The sequence below is a fragment of the Streptomyces pyxinae genome (assembly GCF_024756275.1).
In the GTDB taxonomy this organism is placed as follows: Bacteria; Actinomycetota; Actinomycetes; order Streptomycetales; family Streptomycetaceae; genus Streptomyces; species Streptomyces pyxinae.
Window position 1 is genome coordinate 91108 of sequence record NZ_JANUGQ010000023.1, and the last position, 20544, is coordinate 111651.

The 20544-nt window shown below is 75.4% G+C and carries 21 protein-coding genes; 10 read left to right on the forward strand and 11 right to left on the reverse strand.

Annotated features, from left to right (window positions below; genetic code table 11):
• Positions 1–152: 152 nt before the first annotated feature.
• On the reverse strand, positions 153–701 hold the full coding sequence (locus NX801_RS23410; protein WP_258789842.1) for a type 1 glutamine amidotransferase domain-containing protein: 549 nt from the start codon (positions 699–701) through the stop codon (positions 153–155).
• Positions 702–884: 183 nt separating this feature from the next.
• A complete protein-coding gene (locus NX801_RS23415) occupies positions 885–1250 on the reverse strand; it encodes a DUF2795 domain-containing protein (protein ID WP_258789843.1) in 366 nt (121 codons plus the stop codon).
• Between the two features lie 359 nt (positions 1251–1609).
• On the opposite strand from NX801_RS23415, the gene NX801_RS23420 reads away from it, so the two are divergent.
• The 4 genes from NX801_RS23420 (at position 1610) to NX801_RS23435 (ending at position 6296) form a co-directional block, all read left to right on the forward strand.
• Positions 1610–2269 carry a hypothetical protein gene (locus tag NX801_RS23420; RefSeq protein ID WP_258789844.1) on the forward strand — a complete coding sequence of 220 codons (660 nt, stop codon included), beginning with the start codon at positions 1610–1612 and terminating at the stop codon, positions 2267–2269.
• A 477-nt stretch (positions 2270–2746) separates the two neighbouring features.
• Positions 2747–3541, forward strand: coding sequence for an RNA polymerase sigma factor SigF (locus NX801_RS23425; protein WP_258789845.1), 795 nt, complete (start codon positions 2747–2749; stop codon positions 3539–3541).
• A 182-nt stretch (positions 3542–3723) separates the two neighbouring features.
• Positions 3724–5025: an aminotransferase class I/II-fold pyridoxal phosphate-dependent enzyme gene (locus tag NX801_RS23430; protein WP_258789846.1), complete on the forward strand. Its 1302-nt coding sequence runs from the start codon at positions 3724–3726 to the stop codon at positions 5023–5025.
• On the forward strand, positions 5022–6296 hold the full coding sequence (locus tag NX801_RS23435) for an MBL fold metallo-hydrolase (protein WP_258789848.1): 1275 nt from the start codon (positions 5022–5024) through the stop codon (positions 6294–6296). Before NX801_RS23430 ends, NX801_RS23435 begins: the two co-directional genes overlap by 4 nt.
• A gap of 86 nt (positions 6297–6382) precedes the next feature.
• On the opposite strand, the gene NX801_RS23440 is transcribed toward NX801_RS23435, so the two are convergent.
• Positions 6383–6991 (reverse strand): DedA family protein, encoded by a 609-nt coding sequence (locus NX801_RS23440; protein ID WP_258789850.1) that lies wholly within the window; start codon positions 6989–6991, stop codon positions 6383–6385.
• On the reverse strand, positions 6991–7767 hold the full coding sequence (locus NX801_RS23445; protein WP_258789851.1) for an MBL fold metallo-hydrolase: 777 nt from the start codon (positions 7765–7767) through the stop codon (positions 6991–6993). The genes NX801_RS23440 and NX801_RS23445 overlap by 1 nt, the downstream gene beginning before the upstream one ends.
• A gap of 105 nt (positions 7768–7872) precedes the next feature.
• Here NX801_RS23445 and NX801_RS23450 point away from each other — a divergent pair, with 105 nt between their 5' ends.
• From NX801_RS23450 to NX801_RS23470, 5 genes are all read left to right on the forward strand, one after another.
• Positions 7873–8277 carry a hypothetical protein gene (locus NX801_RS23450; RefSeq protein WP_258789852.1) on the forward strand — a complete coding sequence of 135 codons (405 nt, stop codon included), beginning with the start codon at positions 7873–7875 and terminating at the stop codon, positions 8275–8277.
• Positions 8278–8578: 301 nt separating this feature from the next.
• A complete protein-coding gene (locus NX801_RS23455; RefSeq protein ID WP_428986209.1) occupies positions 8579–10723 on the forward strand; it encodes an alkaline phosphatase family protein in 2145 nt (714 codons plus the stop codon).
• 320 nt (positions 10724–11043) lie between these two features.
• A complete protein-coding gene (locus NX801_RS23460) occupies positions 11044–12381 on the forward strand; it encodes an amino acid permease (RefSeq protein ID WP_258789853.1) in 1338 nt (445 codons plus the stop codon).
• A 151-nt stretch (positions 12382–12532) separates the two neighbouring features.
• Positions 12533–12892, forward strand: coding sequence for a hypothetical protein (locus NX801_RS23465; RefSeq protein ID WP_258789854.1), 360 nt, complete (start codon positions 12533–12535; stop codon positions 12890–12892).
• 61 nt (positions 12893–12953) lie between these two features.
• Positions 12954–13142, forward strand: a complete 189-nt coding sequence (locus NX801_RS23470; RefSeq protein ID WP_258789855.1) for a hypothetical protein — start codon at positions 12954–12956, stop codon at positions 13140–13142.
• A gap of 145 nt (positions 13143–13287) precedes the next feature.
• On the opposite strand, the gene NX801_RS23475 is transcribed toward NX801_RS23470, so the two are convergent.
• From NX801_RS23475 to NX801_RS23490, 4 genes are all read right to left on the reverse strand, one after another.
• Positions 13288–14211, reverse strand: coding sequence for a LysR family transcriptional regulator (locus NX801_RS23475; protein WP_258789856.1), 924 nt, complete (start codon positions 14209–14211; stop codon positions 13288–13290).
• Positions 14208–15389, reverse strand: a complete 1182-nt coding sequence (locus NX801_RS23480) for a glycine C-acetyltransferase (protein WP_258789857.1) — start codon at positions 15387–15389, stop codon at positions 14208–14210. Before NX801_RS23480 ends, NX801_RS23475 begins: the two co-directional genes overlap by 4 nt.
• A gap of 168 nt (positions 15390–15557) precedes the next feature.
• A complete protein-coding gene (tdh, locus tag NX801_RS23485; protein ID WP_258789858.1) occupies positions 15558–16595 on the reverse strand; it encodes an L-threonine 3-dehydrogenase in 1038 nt (345 codons plus the stop codon).
• 156 nt (positions 16596–16751) lie between these two features.
• Positions 16752–17561: a helix-turn-helix domain-containing protein gene (locus tag NX801_RS23490; protein ID WP_258789859.1), complete on the reverse strand. Its 810-nt coding sequence runs from the start codon at positions 17559–17561 to the stop codon at positions 16752–16754.
• Positions 17562–17787: 226 nt separating this feature from the next.
• On the opposite strand from NX801_RS23490, the gene NX801_RS23495 reads away from it, so the two are divergent.
• The gene (locus NX801_RS23495; protein ID WP_258789860.1) at positions 17788–18093 is read left to right on the forward strand and encodes a 4a-hydroxytetrahydrobiopterin dehydratase; all 306 of its coding nucleotides are present in this window, start codon (positions 17788–17790) and stop codon (positions 18091–18093) included.
• A 318-nt stretch (positions 18094–18411) separates the two neighbouring features.
• Here the strand turns inward: NX801_RS23495 and NX801_RS23500 are convergent, their stop codons facing one another.
• The 3 genes from NX801_RS23500 to NX801_RS23510 form a co-directional block, all read right to left on the reverse strand.
• The gene (locus NX801_RS23500) at positions 18412–19263 is read right to left on the reverse strand and encodes a TIGR03943 family putative permease subunit (protein ID WP_258789861.1); all 852 of its coding nucleotides are present in this window, start codon (positions 19261–19263) and stop codon (positions 18412–18414) included.
• Positions 19260–20246, reverse strand: a complete 987-nt coding sequence (locus tag NX801_RS23505; RefSeq protein ID WP_258789862.1) for a permease — start codon at positions 20244–20246, stop codon at positions 19260–19262. Before NX801_RS23505 ends, NX801_RS23500 begins: the two co-directional genes overlap by 4 nt.
• Positions 20247–20339: 93 nt before the next feature.
• Positions 20340–20544 (reverse strand): sigma-70 family RNA polymerase sigma factor (locus NX801_RS23510; protein ID WP_258789863.1); only part of this gene is annotated, 205 nt, incomplete at its 5' end.

The following is a 20544-nucleotide window of genomic DNA, read 5'->3' on the forward strand; positions in this document are numbered from 1 at the left end:
CACACAGGTCACAGTCACCCCATCCCGGTCGCTTTCGCCCAGGACGCTGTGGATCGGAGGTCGTGAACCGGACGCCGTGAATTGGGCCGCACGGCGAAAGGCTCCTCGTCCGCCGCGCGGGACGAGGAGCCGTTCGGGGGAGGGCGGGCCGGTCAGCCGCCCGAGGACGCCTTGGCGAACTCCGCCGTGAAGGTCTCGCAGAAGGCCTTGAGGTCGTCCGGCTTACGGCTGGTGATCAGGGTGCCGGGCGCCGCCGTGCACACCTTCACCCGCTCGTCCACCCACTGCGCCCCCGCGTTGGTGAGATCGGTGCGGAGACTGGGCCAGGAGGTGAGGGTGCGCCCGCGCACCACATCGGCCTCGATCAGGGTCCACGGCGCGTGGCAGATCGCCGCGACCGGCTTGCCCGCGTCGAAGAACTCCTTCACGAAGGCCACGGCCCGCTCGTCGAGCCGCAGGGCGTCCGGGTTGGCCACGCCACCGGGGAGTACCAGCCCGTCGAAGTCGGTGGCGGACGCCTCGCGGACGGTCCGGTCGACCGGGAAGGCGTCCGCCTTGTCGAGGTGGTTGAACGCCTGGATCTCCCCGGAGTCGGTCGAGACCAGCACCGGGGTGTCCCCGTTGTCCTTCACCGCCTGCCAGGGCTCGGTCAGTTCGACCTGCTCGACGCCCTCCGGCGCCACCAGAAAAGCGATCTGCACAGTGCTTCCTCTCGTTCCCTCTCGTTTCCGCCGGCTCGTTCTCTCTGGGTTTCTCTGAGTTTCTCCAGGTTCCTCTGGCGTTCTCTCGGTTTCTCTCGCGGACTGCTCGCTCTGTCCGGAAGCCGGAGCGCCCCGGTTGCCCGCCCGGGGGGAGCCCCCGGGGCGTGTGCTCGGCCGGTGTGCTCAGTGGGCCGGCTGCAGGGCCTCCGCCACCTCCTGCACGCTGCGATAGGTGTCCCGGGCGGGCAGCTCCGCCACCCGGTCGGTCAGCGGATCGGGCGCGTGCCGCTCCCGCAGCACCCTCAGCAGATCGCCTCGGTGCGCGGGGAAGGGGGTGCGCGCCAGATGCCGGCCCAGCTCCAGCCGCAGCGCCTCGAAGGCGTTGGCCGGCATCGGCCCCGACGCCACCTGCGGGTCGTCGTCGGCCACCGGCTCGGGGTCGTGCCACTCCTCGGTCCTGGTGGGGTGGCCGGACCGGAGCAGCCCCTTGAGCTGGTGCTTCATTTCGTCGTCCTGGCGACGGCTGAGCCGGTCACTGCCTCGCTGCATGGATGCCCTCCAGGGTTTCGGGTCGTCTCTTGAGGGGTTGCCCGGGCGGGTACCCGGCGTCGCAACGGCAAACCCCTGCTCCGGCCCGGTCCGGCACGGCCGGGGACCGGCCGGTGGAACGGCCGGTGGGAAGCCGCCGTGGTTTGACCCGGGACGGGCGGGGGACTCGCCCACCTGGCCGAGCGGCCATGGGGTGCAGGGGAAACGGGGTTCCGGACGCGCGACGGCGGTCCCGTCCGGAACCCCTCCCGGGCTACGTGTGAAACCCGGACTCCTCGTGTCTCGCACGGAGCAGGGGCCGCCGTCCCGGGGCCGCCGCCCCCGTCCCGCGCACGGCTCCACACGGAAGGACCGGCCCCATGGGACTGCTGCCCGTACTGACCGTCCTGCTACTGCCGCTGATCCTGCTGGGGGTGGTCATGGCGATGGGACGGTACGAGGAGTTGCTCATCGAGCCGCTCTACGAACCGGCTGAACCGGCCGAACCGGCCGAACCGGCTCCCGACGCCACCGAGCCGCCCGGCGAGCCGTCGGCCGACCGGTCGGCCGCTCCGACCGGACCGCCACCCGTGTCCGAGCCGCTGTCCGCCCCTGAACCGGCGCCCATTGCCGGGCCGGCGCCCGTCTCCGGACCGGCGGTCACCTTCGGGCCGGTGCCCGTGTCCGGACCGGTGCCCGTGTCCGGGCCGAGGCCCGTCTTCGGGCCGGTGCCGGTGTCCGGACCGGTGCCGTCCGCGTCCGGGCCGGGAGCGGACACGACCGCGACCGCGAGCGGGCTCGCCGCCGGCGCACCGGCCTCTTCCGGCCCGGGGGCCGCCGCCGGCGCACCGACCACCGCACCGGAAGCCGCTTCCGGGCCGACCGCCGGGCCCCGGGCGGCACGGGTCCCGCCGCCGGTCCCGCCGCCGGTCCCGTCCGGGGCGCCCCGCCATGCCCGGCGCCGCCGTGTCCGTCCCCGGTGGCTGCCCTTCGCGCCGCGCGCCCGGGCCGCCGAGGCGGCGGTGCCGGCCGGCCGCTGACCGGGCCGCCCCGCCGCTCGTCACCGCGCTCGGGACCGCGCCCGCCGGCCGTGCCCGGGACCAGGGCCCGCCGCCCGGGAGCGCGGGCCCGGCGCCGGGCGCGTACCACTCACCCGGACAGCCGAAGGCCCAGCGCCCCGCCGACCCCGCCCGCGCGGTCGCCCCCAACCCCGCCGCACCCCTGCTGAGGTGCGGTTTTTCCATCCCGCCGGTCCGTGACGAGCCCCGTCCGGCACCACCGGCGGGCCCCTCCGGCCGGCCGCCGGAACCTCTCCGGAGGCCGAACCGCCGGAACGCGGGGACAGTGGGAGGGGGCCGGTTTGCAGGATCCGGCCCAGGGCAGGCGCTCCTCGTGCTCCGGACCGGTGGCACCGCTGGGGCGACGCCGCCGCTCCGGGCGCCCGCTGCCCGGACGAAGTGAGCTCACCTCGGGGTGACAGCCAACCGTCAGCGCCGTTCGAGGAGCTGAATAGCACAATGCGAACCCTCGCTCACACGAAGCACCCGCATGACGACGCCCCCGACACCGCCGAAGCGTTTCTCCGCCTCTCCCGGCTGCCCGGGGGCGAGGAGCGGGAGGCCGTACGGCAGGACATCGTCCGCGCCTGGCTCCCCATGGCCGACCGGCTCGCCGGCCGGTTCCGGAACCGCGGCGAAGCGCTGGAGGACCTCAAGCAGGTGGCCGCCCTCGGCCTGGTCAAGGCGGTCGACCGGTACGACCCCGAGCGCGGCGCCGCCTTCGAGAGCTTCGCCGTGCCGACCATCACGGGGGAGATCAAGCGGCACTTCCGGGACCATATGTGGACCCTGCATGTCCCGCGCCGCGTCCAGGACCTGCGGAGCCGGGTTCGCGCCGCCCACCAGGAGCTCACCACGACGGTGGGGGGCCGCGCCCCCACCGTCGCCGAGGTCGCCGTCAAGGCGGGGATGACCGAGGAGGAGGCGCTCGCCGGGCTGGAGGCGCTGGACAGCTTCACCGCCCTCTCGCTCGATGCCGAACTCCCCGGCACCGAGGACGGCTACACCCTGGTCGACGCCCTGGGCGGCCCCGATCCGGCGCTGGACGTGGTCATCGACCGGGAGGCCGTCAAGCCCCGGCTGCGCGAACTGCCCGAGCGCGAGCAGCGCATCCTCTACATGCGCTTCTTCCGGGACATGACCCAGAGCCGGATAGCCGAGGACCTCGGCATTTCCCAGATGCATGTCTCCCGGCTGATCAGCCGCTGCTGCTCCCAGATGCGGGAGGACATCATGCGGGACACGGCGGCCTGACCACCGTCCCGGGACCGTGCCACCGGCCCGGCCCCCGGCCGCACCCACCGGCACGCCCCGGCCCGGCCGGCAGACCGAGCCGGGCCGGTGGACCGAGCCGGGCCGGTGAACGGGGCAGCAGTGGCAGGCAGGCACGTACCGGGCGCCACCGGCGCCGCCGTACGGGAGGCGGAGGTGGTGGCATGCGCGCGACGGCAGGGGCGGCGGGGGACGACGACCACCCGCTGGACGAGGGGCGCGGCCCGGTGCGGTACGCGCCCGCCACCCCGGGCACGGGCCTGCCGGTGCCGCCCGGGCAGGCCGCCGTCCTCGCCGCCGCCGCGGACCGTGCCGAGCCCGAACCGCCCGGCGGCGGCCCGCTGTTGCGGGAGGCGGCCGCCGGCTACTGGTGGCGGCGCGGGCTGCACGGGCACCCCGGGGACGTGGTCGCCGCCCCGGGTGCCCCGCCCCTGCTCTCCGCGCTGATCACCGCGTACGGCGGCGATGTGCTGCTGCCCCGGCCCTGCCCCGCCTGGTGGACCCCGCAGGCCCGGCTGCTCGGCCGCCCCGCCTACCATGTGCCCACCCCCGCCGAGTGCGGCGGCGTGCCCGATCCGTACGCCCTGCTGGAGACCGTACGGCGGATACGGCACGAGGGCGGCCGCCCCCGGCTGCTGCTGCTCTCCGTCGCGGACGACCCCACCGCCACCGTGCCACCGCCCGAGGTGGTGCGGGAGGCGTGCGAGGCGGCCGTCGCGGCGGGGCTCGGCATCGTCAGCGACGAGACCTGGCGGGACACCGTGCACCGGGCGCACGACACCGTGCTGGTCAGCCCCGCCGAGATGTGCCCGGACGAGGTCACCGTCGTCTCCGACCTGGCCGGCGCGCTCACCCCGGCCGCCTGGCCCGCCGCGATCGCCCGCTTCCCGCGCACCCCGCGCGGCGCTGCCCTCCGGGACCGGGTCCTCGACCTGCTCACCGCGCTCGGTGCCGTACTGGCCGCCCCGGTCGCGGCGGTCGCCACCGACGCCCTGGACGAGCCGCCGGCGGTCGCCGAGCACACCCGCGCGGCCACCGCGCTGCACGCCGCCGTCGCCGTCGCGGCGCACCGGGCGGTGCTGGCCGCCGGCGCGCTGGCCCGGCCGCCGGAGGCCGGCCGCCATCTCTACGCGGACTTCGCCCCGTTGCGCACCGCGCTCGCGGCGCGCGGAGTGACCGACTCCATGGAGCTGGAGGAGCATCTGACCGGTCTGCTCGGGGCAGCGATACCGGGTGGCCACCGGTTCGGTGACGAGCTCGGCGCCCTCCGGGCCCGGCTGTCGACGGCACCGCTGCTGGGGGCCACCCCCGAGGAGCGCGCGGCGGCCCTCCGGGCGCGGCAGCCGCTCGAACTGCCGCAGGTGGCCGGGGCGCTGAGCGCCCTCGGGGCACGTCTCGGAGGACTCTCGGAGGACCCAGGGACGGCCGGGAACGACGGTGAGACGGTGAACGGAGCCCGCAGATGACGGAACGGACGGCATCCCCCCGGGAGAACTCCGGCCCCGCCGGGGGCGCTTCGGACGACGGCGCCCTCTCCGGCGGCGCCCCCGCGTCCACCGCCCCGCCCGGGGGACCCGGTCCGGTGCCCCGCACGGGCCCGGACACCGCCGTCCCGGGCCCGGACACCGCCCCGGGGCCGTACCCGGGCACCGGACCGGGCGCGGAGCCGGACCCCGGGACGTACGGCGGGGCGCACGACGGCCGGGACGCCGCACTGGACCTGGCACCGGACACCGCGCCCGGCACCGGGGCGCGGCCGGCGCCCCCGGTGGCGCTCGGCCGGACGCGGATCTGGCCGGCTTCCTTCGCCGACCGGCTCACCATGCCGCTGCCGGGCGTCCGGGGCATGGCCCGGCTCGCCCGGGAGGGTGCCGTACGTCCCCGTCCCGAAGGACTCCGCGACATCCCCCGGCTGCCGTTCGCCCCCGGCCCGCTGCCCGCCGCCGGGCCGGACACCGTGGCCCTCACCTGGGCCGGACACGCCAGCTGGATCGTCCGGATCGGCGGCCTCACCGTGCTCACCGACCCGGTCTGGTCCCGCCGCATCCTCGGCACCCCGGCCCGGATCACCCCGGTGGGGGTGCGATGGGCGGACCTGCCGCCGGTGGACGCCGTGGTCATCAGCCACAACCACTACGACCATCTGGACGCGCCCACCGTCGCCCGGCTGCCGCGCGACACCCCGGTCTTCGCCCCGGCCGGGCTCGGCCGCTGGTTCCGCCGCCGCCGGTTCACCCGGGTCACCGAGCTGGACTGGTGGGAGGCGGCCCAACTCGGCGGCGTACGCTTCGAGTTCGTCCCCGCCCACCACTGGTCCAAGCGCACCCTCACCGACACCTGCCGCTCGCTCTGGGGCGGCTGGGTACTGACCGACCGCCACCACCGGCGGGTCTACTTCGCGGGCGACACCGGTTACGGCCACTGGTTCCGGGAGATCGGGCGCCGGCACCCCGGCATCGACCTCGCCCTGCTGCCCATCGGCGCCTACGCGCCCCGCTGGTGGCTGCGGGACGTCCACACCGACCCGGAGGAGGCGGTCCAGGCCTTTCTGGACCTCGGCGCCCGGATCATGGCCCCGATGCACTGGGCGACGTTCGTCCTCTCCGCCGAACCGGTGCTGGAGCCGCTCACCCGGCTGCTCACCGCCTGGGAGGCCGCCGGACTGGACCCCGCCCGGCTCTGGGACCTCCCGGTCGGCGGCTCCCGGGTGCTGGACGGAGCCGCCCCCGAGGGCTGAGCCCGGGGGCCACGCGCCGCCGGGTCCCGGGCTCCGGGACGTGGGCCCCCGGCCTCGGGCGCCCGCCCACCGCCCGGCGCCCGGAGTCAGCCGGTCCGGCGCACCCGGTGCCAGAGCGACGGCACCCCGGCGATCAGCAGCGTCACCAGTACGGCCGCTGCGACACCCTCCCAGGGGCGGGCGAACAGCGAGCCGCCGAGGATGCCGATCAGCTGGTAGGTCGCCGCCCAGGCGAGGCAGGCCGGGATGTCACCGCGCACGAAGCGGCGCAGCGGCATCTCGGTCAGCAGGCAGGCCAGCATCACCGGGATCCGGCCCGCCGGGACCAGCCGGGAGAGCACCAGCACCGACACCTTGTGGTCGTGCAGCTTCTCCTGGGCGCGCTCCAGCCGGTCCGGCGCCGCCCGGTCGCGCAGCCGGTTCAGCCAGCGGGAGCCGTTCCGGGAGTGGACACCCCGGCGGCCCAGCCAGTAGAGCGCCACGTCCCCGGCGAGCGCGGCGCCCGCCGACAGCGCGAAGACCACCAGCAGCGGCACCGGCAGCGTCTGGTGGAAGGCCACCACCGCCGCCGAACTGACGATCGCCCCGGTCGGCACCACCGGCACCAGGGCACCCAGCGCCACCAGCAGGAACAGCGCCGGATAGCCGACCGTGTGCTGGGCCGACTCGGAGGGCAGCCCCAACAGCCCGGACATCACCCGGCCACCTCCGGCCGGACGCTCTCGCCGTGGCCCAGCAGATGCACCCGCACCCCGGGCGCCAGCCGGGCCGCCTGCCGGACGAACTCGTCGCCCGGGGCGTGGAATTCATGCGGCCGTACGCCGTCCATGCCGATCGGCCAGTAGGTGCCGTAGTGCACCGGAACCGCCGCCCGGGGGGCCAGCGCGGCCAGCGCCCGGGCCGCCCGCGCCGCGTCCAGATGGCCGTGACCGAGATACGGCCCCCAGCCGCCGACCGGCAGCAGTGCCACGTCCACCGGGCCGACCGCCCCGGCCATGTCGTCGAACAGCCCGGTGTCCCCGGCGAAGTAGGTGCGTGCGGCGCCCTGGATCACATAGCCGAGCGCGGGGGAGCGGTGCGGCCCCACCGGCAGCCGGCGGCCGTCGTGCAGCGCGGGCACCGCCCGGATCAGCACGCCGCCGGCCTCGGTCTCCTCGCCCGCCGCCAGCTCGGTCACCGGCAGCCCGGAGAGCGCCGCCCGCCGGCGCAGCCCCGGCACCGCGCGGGCCGCCCCGCGCGGCACGATCAGCGGGGTGCCGGGCGCCAGCCGGGCCAGCGACGGCGGATGGAGATGATCGGCGTGCAGATGCGAGATGAGCACCGCGTCGGCCCGTGCCGCGTCGGGCGGCGGCACCGCGCCCCGGCGCCGGCGCAGATGCGCCAGCCGCCGCACGAAGAGCGGATCGGTGAGGATCCGCACCCCCGAGTCCTCGACCGTACAGGTGGCATGTCCCCACCAGGTGATCTCCACCGGCGCACCCCTCCTCGCTCCGCTCGCCCCGGTCCGCTCCGCTCGTGTGCCCCGAGCCTACGACCGCACCCCAGGCACCGGAGCAGGCGGAGTAGGGTCGGGCGCATGGACGACGTACGCGTGGCGGCGATCGCCAGTCTGACGCCGCTCGAAGAGCTGGACAGCGACCCCTTCCTGGCCGACACCCGGAGCCAGCACGCCATGTGCGAGCGGTGGGCGGCGGACAAGGGGTACGTCGTCAGCCGGCGGCTCCAGTGCTGCGGACTCCCGCCGGATCACCGGGGGTTGTGGGCCGACGTGGAGGCGGGCGAGGTCGATCTCTTCGTGGTGCCCAACGAACGCGTGCTGGAGCGGGCGCTGACCTCGGTCCGGGACTTCTCGGCGGAGTGCGAGCGCCGGGGCGTGCGGCTGGAGACGGCGGGGCTCGACGAACCGGCGTACGACGCGGCGATGAAGGCGCGGGTGCACCGCAGACTCTCGATGCCCACGGCCGGCTACCACGGTGGCTGAGGAGCACCCACCGCCGTCCGGTACGGAGAAGCGACCGTCACCGTCCGGTACGGAGAAGCACCCACCGCCGTCCCTCCGGGCGGAGCGCCCGTCACCGTCCGGCTCGGCGGAGCGCCCGTCGGCGCTCCGGCCCGAGGAGCCCCAAGAGCCCGAGGGGCCCCAGGAGACCGAGGCACCCGAGGAGCTTGGCCGGTCCGAGGAGGCTGCCCGGCCCGAACGGCCCGGCCGCCGGCCGCGCTGGCGGGCGGCCGGCGCCTCGCTGGCCCGGGTCCTGGTCGTCTGGGCCGTGTCGACGCTCACCATGCTCGCGCTCGCCGGGCTGATGCCGGACTTCCGGCTCCAGTCCGAGGACGGCGAGGCGATCACCACCACGGCGGTCACGGCCGCCTGGGGCGCCGGCGCCTTCGGCCTGCTCGGCGCCCTGGTCTGGCCCCTGGTGGTACGGGCGCTGCTGCTGGTGCCGGCACTCGTCCTCGGCCTGCTGGTGTTCTTCCTCAACGGCTCCCTGCTGCTGGTCGCGCTCCGGCTGATACCCGACGGCGGGGGCGAGGCGGCCCCGGACAACGCCGTGGTGGTGGCCGCCGTGATGTCCGCCGTCGCCTCCGCCACCTCCACCGCCCTGGCCGTCCGCGACGACAACGCCTACCGCCGCCGGCTCTCCCGGCTCGCGGGCCGGCGCGGGTTCGCCGGCCGGGACCCCGGCCCGCCGGCCGGCTCCCCGCCCGGGCTGCTCTTCGTCCAGCTCGACGGCGTCGGCCACCGGGTGCTGCGGGACGCGGTCGGCCAGGGGCTGATGCCCACGGTCGCCACCTGGCTGCGCACCACCCACCGGCTGACCCCCTGGCGCACCGACTGGTCCAGCCAGACCGGCGCCAGCCAGCTCGGCATCCTGCACGGCTCCAACCACGACGTACCGGCCTTCCGCTGGTACGAGAAGGACACCGGCCGGCTGATGGTCACCAACCGGCCCGCCTCCGCCGCCGAGATGGAGCGGCGGGCGGTGGCCAGGACCGCCGACGGCGGACTGCTCACGGTGGACGGCGCCAGCCGGGGCAACCTCTTCGGCGGCGGCGCGGAGCAGCTGGCCCTGGTGCTCTCCGGCTCGGCGCGGATGGGCCGGGGCAGCCGCTCCCGCGCCGGGTACTTCGCCTACTTCCGCGACCCGGCCAACTCCGTCCGTACCGCCGTCTCCTGCACCGCCGAGGTGTTCCGCGAGATCGGCCAGTCGGTCCGCGCCCGGCTCGCGGGGGAGCGGCCCCGGGTCGGCCGGGGCGGCCTCTACCCGTTCATCCGGGCCTTCGCCACCGTGGTCGAGCGGGACGTGGTGGTCTCCGCCGTGATGGGCGATCTGCTCGCCGGGCGGGCCGCCGTCTACGCCGATCTGGTGGCGTACGACGAGGTCGCCCACCACTCGGGCCCGCACAGCCGGGACGCGGCGCGGGTGCTGCGGCGGCTCGACCGCTCGCTGGCGCTGATCGCGGAGGCCGTCGAGCACGCGCCCCGCCCCTACCGGCTGGTGCTCCTCTCCGACCACGGCCAGAGCCCGGGGGAGACCTTCGAGTCCGCGTACGGTCTCACCTTGAAGGACCTGGTCCGGGCCGCGAGCGGACTGCCCGTCCCGCGCCGCGCCCAGCGCACCCGGAGCGGCGCCGAGGCCCGGTACGCCCTGCGCAGCGCCGTACGGCTGCCGTCGGCCGAGTGGCAGGAGGAGCCGGCGGCCGGCCACGACTCCGAGCCGGTCGTGCTGGCCTCCGGCAATCTGGGCCTGATCTCCTTCCCGGACGTGCCGCACCGGCTGACCCGGGAGGAGATCGACCGCCGCCACCCCGCCCTGCTGCGCACCCTCGCCGACCACCCGGGCATCGGCTTCCTGCTGGTACGGAGCGAACGGCACGGCTCGGTGGTGCTGGCCAGGGACGGCCAGGAGGTCCCGGTCCGGGAGCTCACCGACGGCGGACCGCTGGCGGTCTTCGGACCGGGCGCGGCCGCGGCGGTACGGCGGACCGACGGCTTCGCGCATGTCGCGGACATCATGGTCAACTCGCGGTACGACCCCGCCACCGGTGAGGTGCACGCCTTCGAGGAGCAGATCGGCTCGCACGGCGGACTGGGCGGCGAGCAGTCCGAGGCCTTTCTGCTCTCCCCGCTGGTGCTCTCGCCACCGGTCGGGGAGGGCGGTCGGCTGGTGGGCGCCGAGGCGGTGCACCGGGTGCTGCGCCGCTGGCTGCGCGAGGGCCTCGGCCCCCAGGTGCCCATCGCTCCCGCCGCTGCCGCCGCCCGTGAGACCTCCGTCCACAAGATCCCGGCCCCCGGCCATGAGACCTCGGCCCCCGGCCTGTCCGGCCCGGCGCCCGGGGACCTGTCACCGGCCGGCGGCTCCGGGACCGCCGACGCACGTGCCGACACCCCCCGCGAGCCGGCCGGCGACCGGAACACCCGCGCCTGACCGGAGCCCGCCACCTGACCGGGACGCCCCCACCCTGCCGGGGCCTGTCGCCGGGGCACCGGCCCCCGCGCCCGCGCCGCCCGGCCGCGCCGGGACGGACGTCCCCGGGCGGCAGCCGGTCCCCCGGGGGCGCCGGCGGCGTCGGGGAGCGGTGCTCGCGTTGCTTCCGCGTACCGACAGGAATCGCCGTCCCGGGCCGAGGCGGACGAAGCTTTTCCGTCGTGAAACCGTGTTCCGCCGGACGAACAGCAGTGATTTGGTGGAGTCTTCACGGTGGCCGACCATGGTCGGGTTTGCACGGCGAAAGGCGCACCACCTCCATGATCACGGACCCCACTCCCGACGAGCGGAGCAAGCACGCCCGCACCTTCGGCCTGCCGATCGCCACCGCGCTGGTCATGGGCAACATCATCGGCGGGGGCATCTTCCTGCTCCCCGCCTCCGTCGCCCCCTACGGCACGATCAGCCTGGTGGCCTTCGGCGTCCTCACGGCCGGGGCGATCGCCCTGGCGCTGGTCTTCGGCCGGCTCGCCCAGCGGATGCCGCAGACCGGCGGCCCGTACATCTACGCCCGCGAGGCGTTCGGCGACTTCGCCGGCTTCCTCGCCGCCTGGTCGTACTGGATCACCACCTGGGTCTCCAACGCGGCCCTCGCCGTGGCCGCCGTCGGCTATCTCGACGTACTGATCCCGGTGCACTCCTCCACCGCCGCCACCGTGGTCGCCGCGCTGCTGCTCCAGTGGCTGCCGGCCCTCGCCAATCTGGCGGGCACCCGGTACGTGGGAGCCGTCCAACTGGTGGCGACGGTGCTCAAGTTCATCCCGCTGCTGCTGGTCGCGGTGGGCGGCCTGTTCTTCTTCGACGCCGGCAACCTCGGCCCCTTCCAGACCGGCGGCACCAGCGCGGTGGGCGCGGTCTCGGCCTCGGCCGCGATCCTGCTCTTCAGCTATCTGGGCGTCGAGTCCGCCGCGGTCAGCGCCGGTGAGGTGCGCGACCCGCAGCGCAATGTCGGGCGCGCCACGATACTCGGCACCCTGGGCGCCGCCGTCATCTATCTGCTCGGCACCCTCGCGGTCTTCGGCACCGTCGCCCACGACGAGCTGGTCGGCTCGACGGCGCCCTTCTCGGCGGCGGTGGACGCCATGTTCGGCGGCACCTGGGGCGGTACCGCCATCGCCTGCATGGCCCTGGTCTCCATGGTGGGCGCGCTCAACGGCTGGACCCTGCTCAGCGCCCAGACCCCGTACGCGGCGGCCCGGGACGGCCTCTTCCCGTCCTTCTTCACCCACAAGCGGCGCGGGGTGCCGACCTACGGCGTCCTGGTCACCGTCGTGCTGGCCTCACTGCTGACGGTGTACAACTACACGGCCGGCTCCCAGCGGGTCTTCGAGATCCTGGTGCTGATCACCACCTTCACCGCCACCGTGCCCTATCTGCTCTCCAGCGCCGCCCAGATCTACCACCTGGTCTCGGGCCGCGCGGACCGGGTGAACCGGGGCCGGCTGGTGCGGGACGTCGTCCTGGCCGTCGCCGCCTTCGCCTTCTCCATGTGGCTGGTCGCGGGTTCCGGGTACGCCGCCGTCTACCAGGGCGTGCTGTTCCTCTTCGCGGGTGTGCTGGTGTACGCCTGGATGGCGGCCCGCAAGCAGCGCGCCTGACACCGCCGGGACAGCCCCCGGGCGTCCGCCGGGGCCGGCCGTACGCGCCCCTCGCGCGCGCCCGGCGGGGCGGGCTCCGCGCGCTCGCCCGATCGGGCGGTTGGCGGGCCGAACGGGCGACAACCGGTCCGGCCGTGGGCAGGGGACGGCCATGACCGCCACCGCCCGGACCCCCGCCACCGGCTCCGCCGTGCGCCGGGGCCTGCTGGTGGCGCTGCTGGTCCTGGCCGCCCTGCTGGGCCTGGCGGGCGAGGCCCCCGCCACCGGGGCCGAGGCCAGGACGGCCACCGCCGCACCGGCCGGGGCGCCCGACCCCGACCCGGCGGAGACCGAGGCGGCGGTGGCCCGGCGGACGGAGCGCCGTGCTCCACGTCCCGCCCCTCCGGCGCCGCTGCCGCCGTCCCCCGCCGACCGGACGGCCGCCCCCTCCCCGGTGCGGTGCCCGGCCCCGTACCCCGTCTCTCCCGCCCAGCCGGTACGCGCCCTGCGGAGCGTGGTCCTGCGCTGCTGATCGGCCCCGCCGACCCAGCCCCACCGACCACCTCTCCTCCAGGCGAAGGAGCTTCACCGGCATGCCTGTCGACCTTTTCGCGGCGCTCAACGCCCTGGTGCGCGCCGAGCTGGCCCGTACCCTCACCAGCACCACCCGGCCGTCCCGCCCGCCCGCCGACCCGGCCGACCCGGTCGAACCGCTGCCCGGGCGGGCCGGCACGCCTCCCGTCCCGGCCGTCCCCGCGCCGGAGCCGGACCCGTCCGGCTGACCCCGGCCGGCCGGCCGTCCGCCACCGCCCGGCGGCGGACGGCCGGCCTCTTCCGCGTACGGGACACGAGGCACGGGGTACGCGCCGGGGGAGCCCGCCACCCGGGCACGGCCCTGCCGTCCACGTCGCCCCGTACCGGGCCGGTTCAGCCGCCGGCGGGTTCGGAGAGTCCGGCGGCGGCCTCCGCCAGCGCCTCCAGCACCGGCCGGATCAGCGGATGCTCTCCGGCACCCCGGCGCACGGCGGCGAAGACCCGCCGGAAGGCGGCCGGGCCCGCGACCGGCCGGACCACCACGTCCGCCAGCGCGATGCCCCGCAGCGCCGAGCGCGGCACCAGCGCCACCCCGGCCCCCGCCCCGGCCAGCGCCACCACCGCCCGGAAGTCGTCCGAGGTGTGCGCCAGACGCGGCTCGAACCCGGCCAGCTCACAGGCGAGCAGCACCATGTCATGGCAGGGGTTCCCCGGATACGGGGCGATCCAGTCGCTCTCCGCCAGCGCCTCCAGCGCCACCTCGGCCTCCCGGCCCAGTGGATGGCCGGCCCGCAGCACCGCGTCGAACGGCTCCGCGTACAGCGGCACCCGGACCAGCCGGCGGTCGCCCTCGCGCGGCGCGCCCCGGTACTCCACGGCCACCGCCACATCGGCCTCGCCGTCCAGCACCAGCGGCAGCGACTCGTCACCCTCGGCGTCCCTGACCCGCACCCGGAGGCCGGGGTTCCGCTCCGCCAGCCGGCCGATCGCCGGGGCCAGCACCTCCGCGATGCCGGTCGCGAACGCGGCCACCGTCACCTCCCCGGCGGTACCGCCCGCGTAGGCCGCCAGCTCCGCCTCGGCCCGCTCCAGCTGGGCCAGCACCTCGTTGGCGTGCTCCAGCAGGATCGCCCCGGCGGCCGTCAGCCGGACGCCCCGGCCGCTCCGGGTCAGCAGGGTGTGCCCGGTCTCCTGCTCCAGGGCCGCGAGTTGCTGGGAGACGGCCGAGGGGGTCAGATACAGCGCGGCGGCCGCGGCGGTCACCGTACGGTGGTCCGCCGCGGCCCGCAGCACACGCAGTCGCCGGGGATCGATCACCCGGCCATTGTCGCGCGGGCGTCCACGAACGCGGCCACCGCCCGCTCCACGTCCCGCGCCGAGTGCGCCGCCGAGAGCTGGACCCGGATCCGGGCCTGGCCCATCGGCACCACCGGGTAGGAGAAGCCGATCACATAGACCCCGCGCTCCAGGAGCAGTTCGGCCATCCGGCCGGCCTCCGCCGCGTCCCCGATCATCACCGGGGCGATCGCGTGGTCACCGGGCAGGATCTCGAAGCCCTCCTCGGCCATCCGGGAGCGGAAGAGCTTGGTGTTGGCGACCAGCGTCTCGCGCAGGTCACCGGCGGACTCCAGCAGGTCCAGCACCTTCAGCGAGGCGGCGGCGATCACCGGCGCCAGCGAGTTCGAGAAGAGATACGGGCGGGACCGCTGGCGCAGCAGCTCCACGATCTCCGCGCGGGCCGCGACATAGCCGCCGGACGCGCCGCCCAGCGCCTTGCCCAGGGTGCCGGTGATGATGTCCACCCGGTCCATCACCCCGTGCAGCTCCGGGGTGCCGCGCCCCTCGGGGCCGACGAAGCCGACCGCGTGCGAGTCGTCCACCATCACCATGGCGTCGTACCGCTCCGCCAGGTCGCAGATCTCCGACAGCGGCGCCACATAGCCGTCCATGGAGAAGACGCCGTCGGTCACGATCAGCCGGCGCCGGGCGTCCCGGGTCTCCTGGAGCTGCTTCTCCAGATCGGCCATGTCCCGATTGGCGTACCGGTGGCGGCGCGCCTTGGAGAGCCGGATGCCGTCGATGATCGAGGCGTGGTTGAGAGCGTCGGAGATCACCGCGTCCTCGGCGCCGAGCAGGGTCTCGAAGACACCACCGTTGGCGTCGAAGCAGGAGGAGTAGAGGATGGTGTCCTCCTGCCCCAGGAACGCCGACAGCCGCCGCTCCAGCTCCTTGTGGATCTCCTGGGTGCCGCAGATGAACCGTACCGAGGCCATGCCGTAGCCCCAGCGGTCCAGGGCGTCCTTGGCGGCGGCCACCACCTCGGGGTGGTCGGCCAGGCCCAGGTAGTTGTTGGCGCAGAAGTTCAGCACCTCGCCCGAGGGGACGGAGACGGAGGCGCTCTGCGGGGTGCCGATGACCCGCTCCGGCTTGTAGAGCCCGGCGTCCCGGATCTCGTCGAGGGTGGCGCGCAGCTCGTCACGGACGGAGGCGAACATGGTGAAGCAGCTCCTGGGAGTCGGCCCCCGGAAGGGGGCGGGTCGAACGGTTCCGGTACGGCGGTCCCGAGGCCCCGAACCCGGTGGGGCGGCCCGCGGGTACCGCGGACGGGGCCGGTGAAGGGGCCGGGCGCTCCGGCGGGTGCGGGCGGTTCGGCCGGTCGGCGGTCAGGCGGTCCAGTCGAGGATGATCTTGCCACTGCGGGCGGTGGCCGCCTCGTCGAAGGCGGCGTCGAAGTCCCGGTAGCCGTAGGAGCCGGTGATGACCGGGGTCAGGTCGAGGCCGCCCTCCAGCAGCACCGTCATCGCGTACCAGGTCTCGAACATCTCGCGGCCGTAGATGCCCTTGACGGTGATCATCGAGGTCACGATCTTCGCCCAGTCGACGGCGAACTCCTCGGCCGGCAGCCCCAGCATGGCGATCTTCCCGCCATGGGTCAGATTGGCCACCATGTCCCGCATCGCCTCGGCCCGGCCGGACATCTCCAGACCGACGTCGAAGCCCTCGCGCAGCCCCAGCCGCCGCTGGGCGTCGGCGATGGTGGACTCCGCGACATTGACCGCCAGGGTGGCGCCGGCCTTGCGGGCCAGCTCCAGCCGCGCCTCGCTGATGTCGGTGATCACCACATTGCGCGCGCCGGCGTGCTTGGCGACCGCCGCCGCCATGATGCCGATCGGGCCCGCGCCGGTGATCAGCACGTCCTCACCGACCAGCGGGAAGGAGAGCGCGGTGTGCACGGCGTTGCCGAACGGATCGAAGATCGCCGCCACATCCAGGTCCACCTTGGTCCGGTGCACCCACACATTGGACGCGGGCAGCGCCACATACTCCGCGAACGCCCCGTCCCGGCCGACGCCCAGACCCACCGTCGCGCGGCAGAGGTGCCGGCGCCCGGCCAGACAGTTGCGGCACTTCCCGCAGACCAGATGGCCTTCGCCGCTCACCAGATCGCCCACCGCGATGTCGCCGGTGTCCGCGACGTCCGCGCCGACCGCCGCCACCTCGCCGACGAACTCGTGCCCCAGCACCAGCGGGGCCCGCACCGCCTGCCGGGCCCAGCCGTCCCAGGCGCGGATGTGCAGGTCCGTGCCGCAGATCCCGGTACGCAGCACCCGGATGAGGACGTCCCCGGGCCCCGCCTCGGGTTCCGGCACGTCCATGAGCCGGAGGCCGGGCTCGGCCCGGTGCTTGACGAGTGCCTTCATACGGGTGGCTCCAGAGGGAGAGGTGGCGCTGATCGTGAACGCGCTCCAATCTGCCCAGTGCCGCCCGCCGCGTCCATCGAGGATTTCTTAAGCGGGCCCACAGCGGAGCTTCACACGCGCCCCCCGCGCCCCGGGCGCCCGTTCATGAACCGCTGGTCACACGGGCCCCCGCAGCAGTGCGGCGGTGCCGGCGTCGGCCGGCAGGAAGGTTTCGACGGCCAGCTCCGATACGGTGACGTCCATCGGCGTGTTGAACGTCGACACCGACGAGACGAAGGACAGCAGCCGCCCCCGGTGCTCGATCCGCAGCGGCAGCGCGATCGCCGGGGCGAGCGGCCGCGGGTCCGCCACCGGGTCCGTCGCGTCGGCCGAGCCGGGCACCGGATACCCGGACAGCTCCTCGTACAGCGCCCGCAGCTCCGCCGGCCCGCCGGGACCGAGCCGCCGTTCCAGTTGCTCCAGCAGATGCCCGCGCCACTCGGGCAGATTGCGGATGCGCGGCGCCAGACCGCGTGGGTGCAGCATCACCCGCATGGCGTTCAGCGGCGGTGCCAGCAACTCCCCGGCCACCCCGTCGAGCAGCCGGGTGATGCCCTCGTTGGCGGCCACCACCCGGTAGCAGCCGTCCAGCACCAGCGCCGGATACGGTTCGTACCCGGCGAGCAGCCGGCCGATCGCCTCGCGCACCGGCTCCAGCGCCGGATCGTCCAGCGGCGTCTCCGGATAGCGCGGCGCGTACCCGGCGGCCAGCAGCAGCGTGTTCCGCTCCCGCACCGGCACGTCCAGCCGATCCGCCAGCCGCAGCACCATGGCCTCGCTGGGCCGGGAGCGCCCGTTCTCCACGAACGAGATGTGCCGGGCCGACGACTCCGCCCGCAGCGCCAGCTCCAGCTGGCTCAGCCGCCGCCGCTCCCGCCACGCCTTCAGCAGCGGGCCTACTCCCGTACGTGCCCCCGCAGTTGTCATACCGAGACGGTAACCGAGACCGGTGACCGGCCCCGCCGCGCGCCCCCGCTGCCCGCCCGAGCGACCCGTGTCCGGGCGGTGCGGCAGGGGGCAGGGGCCGTATCGTCGCGGTGACCGTCCCCGCCGGGCGGGCGCCGCGCCGTAACACCCGTGCGCGTGGCGGCGTACCGCCGGACGAAGGAAGAATCGCGACGGACACGATCGACGGACGCGAAGGAGCCCGGAGATGACCGCCAAGCCGCTGACCACCCAGGAGATCCAGGACCGGCTGCGGGAGCTGCCCGGCTGGTCCCAGGAGGGGGACCGGATCGCCCGGACGTACCGCCTCGGCTCGCATGTCGCCGCCGCCGCGCTGGTCGCCCATGTGGTGGCGCTCCAGGAGGAGCTGAACCACCACTCCGAACTGACCCTGGGCTACGACACCGTCGGTCTGACGGTGACCAGCCATGACGTCGGGGGCGCCGTCACCGGGCGGGACTTCGCGCTGGCCGCCCGGGTGGAGGCCGCCGCCTCCGCGCACGGCGCGGAGTGAGCGGACGGGGGCCTGCCCCGGCCCACGCGGTCGCTCCGGTCCACGCGGTCTCTCCGTCCGGGGCGGGGCCCGGGCCGGACGGCGCCCTCCCGGGCGACGAAATGGCTCGCCGTCGAGCCCCCTGAGCAGGTCGCCGAAGTGCTGTTGATCCCCGAAGGCCGGTCCCACGACCGGCGAACCTGCGGGATGGACCCCGAGGACGGTGGCGGGCATCATCCCCGAAACCGGCCGGCTCAAGGCAACCGCGTCGGCCTGCCCGGCCCCGCCCACCCGGGCACGGGCCGGCCGCCACCGGGTCCGGCGGCGGCCGGCCGGCGGTCAGAGCGCCGGGACGTTGTCCCAGTACGGATTGACCGGCGGTGCCGTGGGCCGCACCGCCCGGGCGTCCAGCCCCGCCACCGCCCCCGCCGTGCCCAGGGTGCCGTCCGGATGCCAGGTCCCGGTCACCCGTACCCAGGAGTCGGCGGGCGGCGCCGGAACGCCGTGGACCCTGACCCGCAGTGTCTGGGAGTCCGCGGCACAGCAGCTCACCACCAGCCGGGTCACATACCAGTCGCCGCCGCCGGCCGGGGTGACGAACCCGGTGAGCAGCACCGTCCGCCGGGCCACCGCCCGGGACTCGTCCTGCTGCACCCGGGCGATGAACTGGGAGAGTGAGAGCGGCACCGGCTCCCCGGCCGGCAACGGGTCGAACGCCGCCACGGCCGCCACCGGCTTGTCGTTCCCCCGGGCGGCGGTGTACGCCCCCAGCGCGGGCGGCGCGTACACCAGCAGCGCCACCACCGGCAGGAACAGCAACCAGGCGACACCGGGGCCGTGCCGGTGGTCATGTCCATGACTGTGCTCATGGCTGTCACCGTGCTCGTGGCCCTGCTCCTCGCTGCCGCCGGGGAGCGCACGCGCGGCTCGCGAGGAACGAGCGGGCGAGTCCGGCCGGCCGCCGGCATCGGCTTCCGACGCGCCCGGAGAAGAACCGAGCCCTTCGAAGAAGGGCAGCCCGTCCCGGATCGCCCCCAGTACGCCGAGTGCCACCAGGACCAGACCGGACGCGATCAGATACGGGCGCAGGCCCTCCTTGACGTACCGCAGCCAGAGCTCGGTCAGCAGCGAGATGTGCAGCACCGCCGCACCCGCGAGGAGCAGCAGGACGGCCTGGACGGGGCGCCTCACAGCAGCCACCACCCGGTCAGCGCGCTGCACACCACGGCCAGCACGGCGGTGGCCGCCGAGAACCGCACCGCGAAGGCCCGGCCGAAGGTGCCGGCCTGGAGGGCTATCAGCTTCACGTCCACCATCGGGCCCATGACCAGGAAAGCCAGCCGGGCGGTGGGGGAGAAGCCGGTCAGCGAGGCGGCCACGAAGGCGTCCGCCTCCGAGCAGACGGCCAGGACGACCGCCAGCCCGGCGAGGAACAGCACCGAGAGCCACGGGGATCCGGCGAAGGCGTCCAGCACCGAGCGGGGCACCAGGACATTGAAGGTGGCCGCCGCCAGCGCGCCCACCACCAGGAAACCGCCGGCGTGCAGAAAGTCGTGCTGGAATCCGGTCCGGAACTCCTCCCAGCGGCTCACCCCGGTCCGGTGCCCGGTGGGCCGGGCGGGCATCCGCAGCCACTCCGGCCGGCCGAACCGCAGCCAGAGCCAGCCCATGCCCGCCGCCGTCACCAGCGAGGCGACCAGCCGGGCGGCCACCATGGCGGGCTGTCCGGGGAAGGCCACCGCCGTCGCCACCAGCACCACCGGGTTGACGGCCGGCGCCGAGAGCAGAAACGCGAAGGCGGCGGCCGGCGTCACCCCGCGCCGGATCAGCGACCCCGCCACCGGCACCGAGGCGCACTCGCACCCCGGCAGCACCACTCCGGCGGCGCCCGCCACCGGGACGGCCAGCGCCGGATTGCGCGGCAGCAGCCGGCTGAACACCCGCTCCGGTACGAAGGCGCTGACGGCCCCGGAGATCGCCGTGCCGAACAGCAGAAACGGCAGCGCCTGCACGGTCAGCGCCACCGCGATGGTCTCCCAGGCGCGGAAGCCCGGGTGGTCGAGGAGGGAGAGCGCCACCCCGGCGGCCACCAGCACCGCGACGGCGCCGGTCCCGAACCGGACCGGCGCCGTGACACCTCGCGGACGCTCCCGCACGGGAGCCACTTCGGTCATGGCCACCTACCCTAAGGGCGGCCGCCGACAGTGCCTCCGGCGGGCTCCCGGGACAGCCCCGGGAGCCCGCCTCCACCAAGGGGCTGAGGGGGCTCAGCGGTTGGTGAGCAGCCCCTCGCGCAGGCGCTTGAGGGTGCGGGAGAGCAGCCGGGAGACATGCATCTGGGAGCAGCCGAGGCGCTCGCCGATCTGCGACTGGGTCAGCTCCTCCACGAAGCGGAGGTGCAGGATCTGCCGGTCGCGGTCATCCAGGTCCGCGATGAGCGGGGCCAGCGCGTGGAAGTTCTCCGCCAGTTCG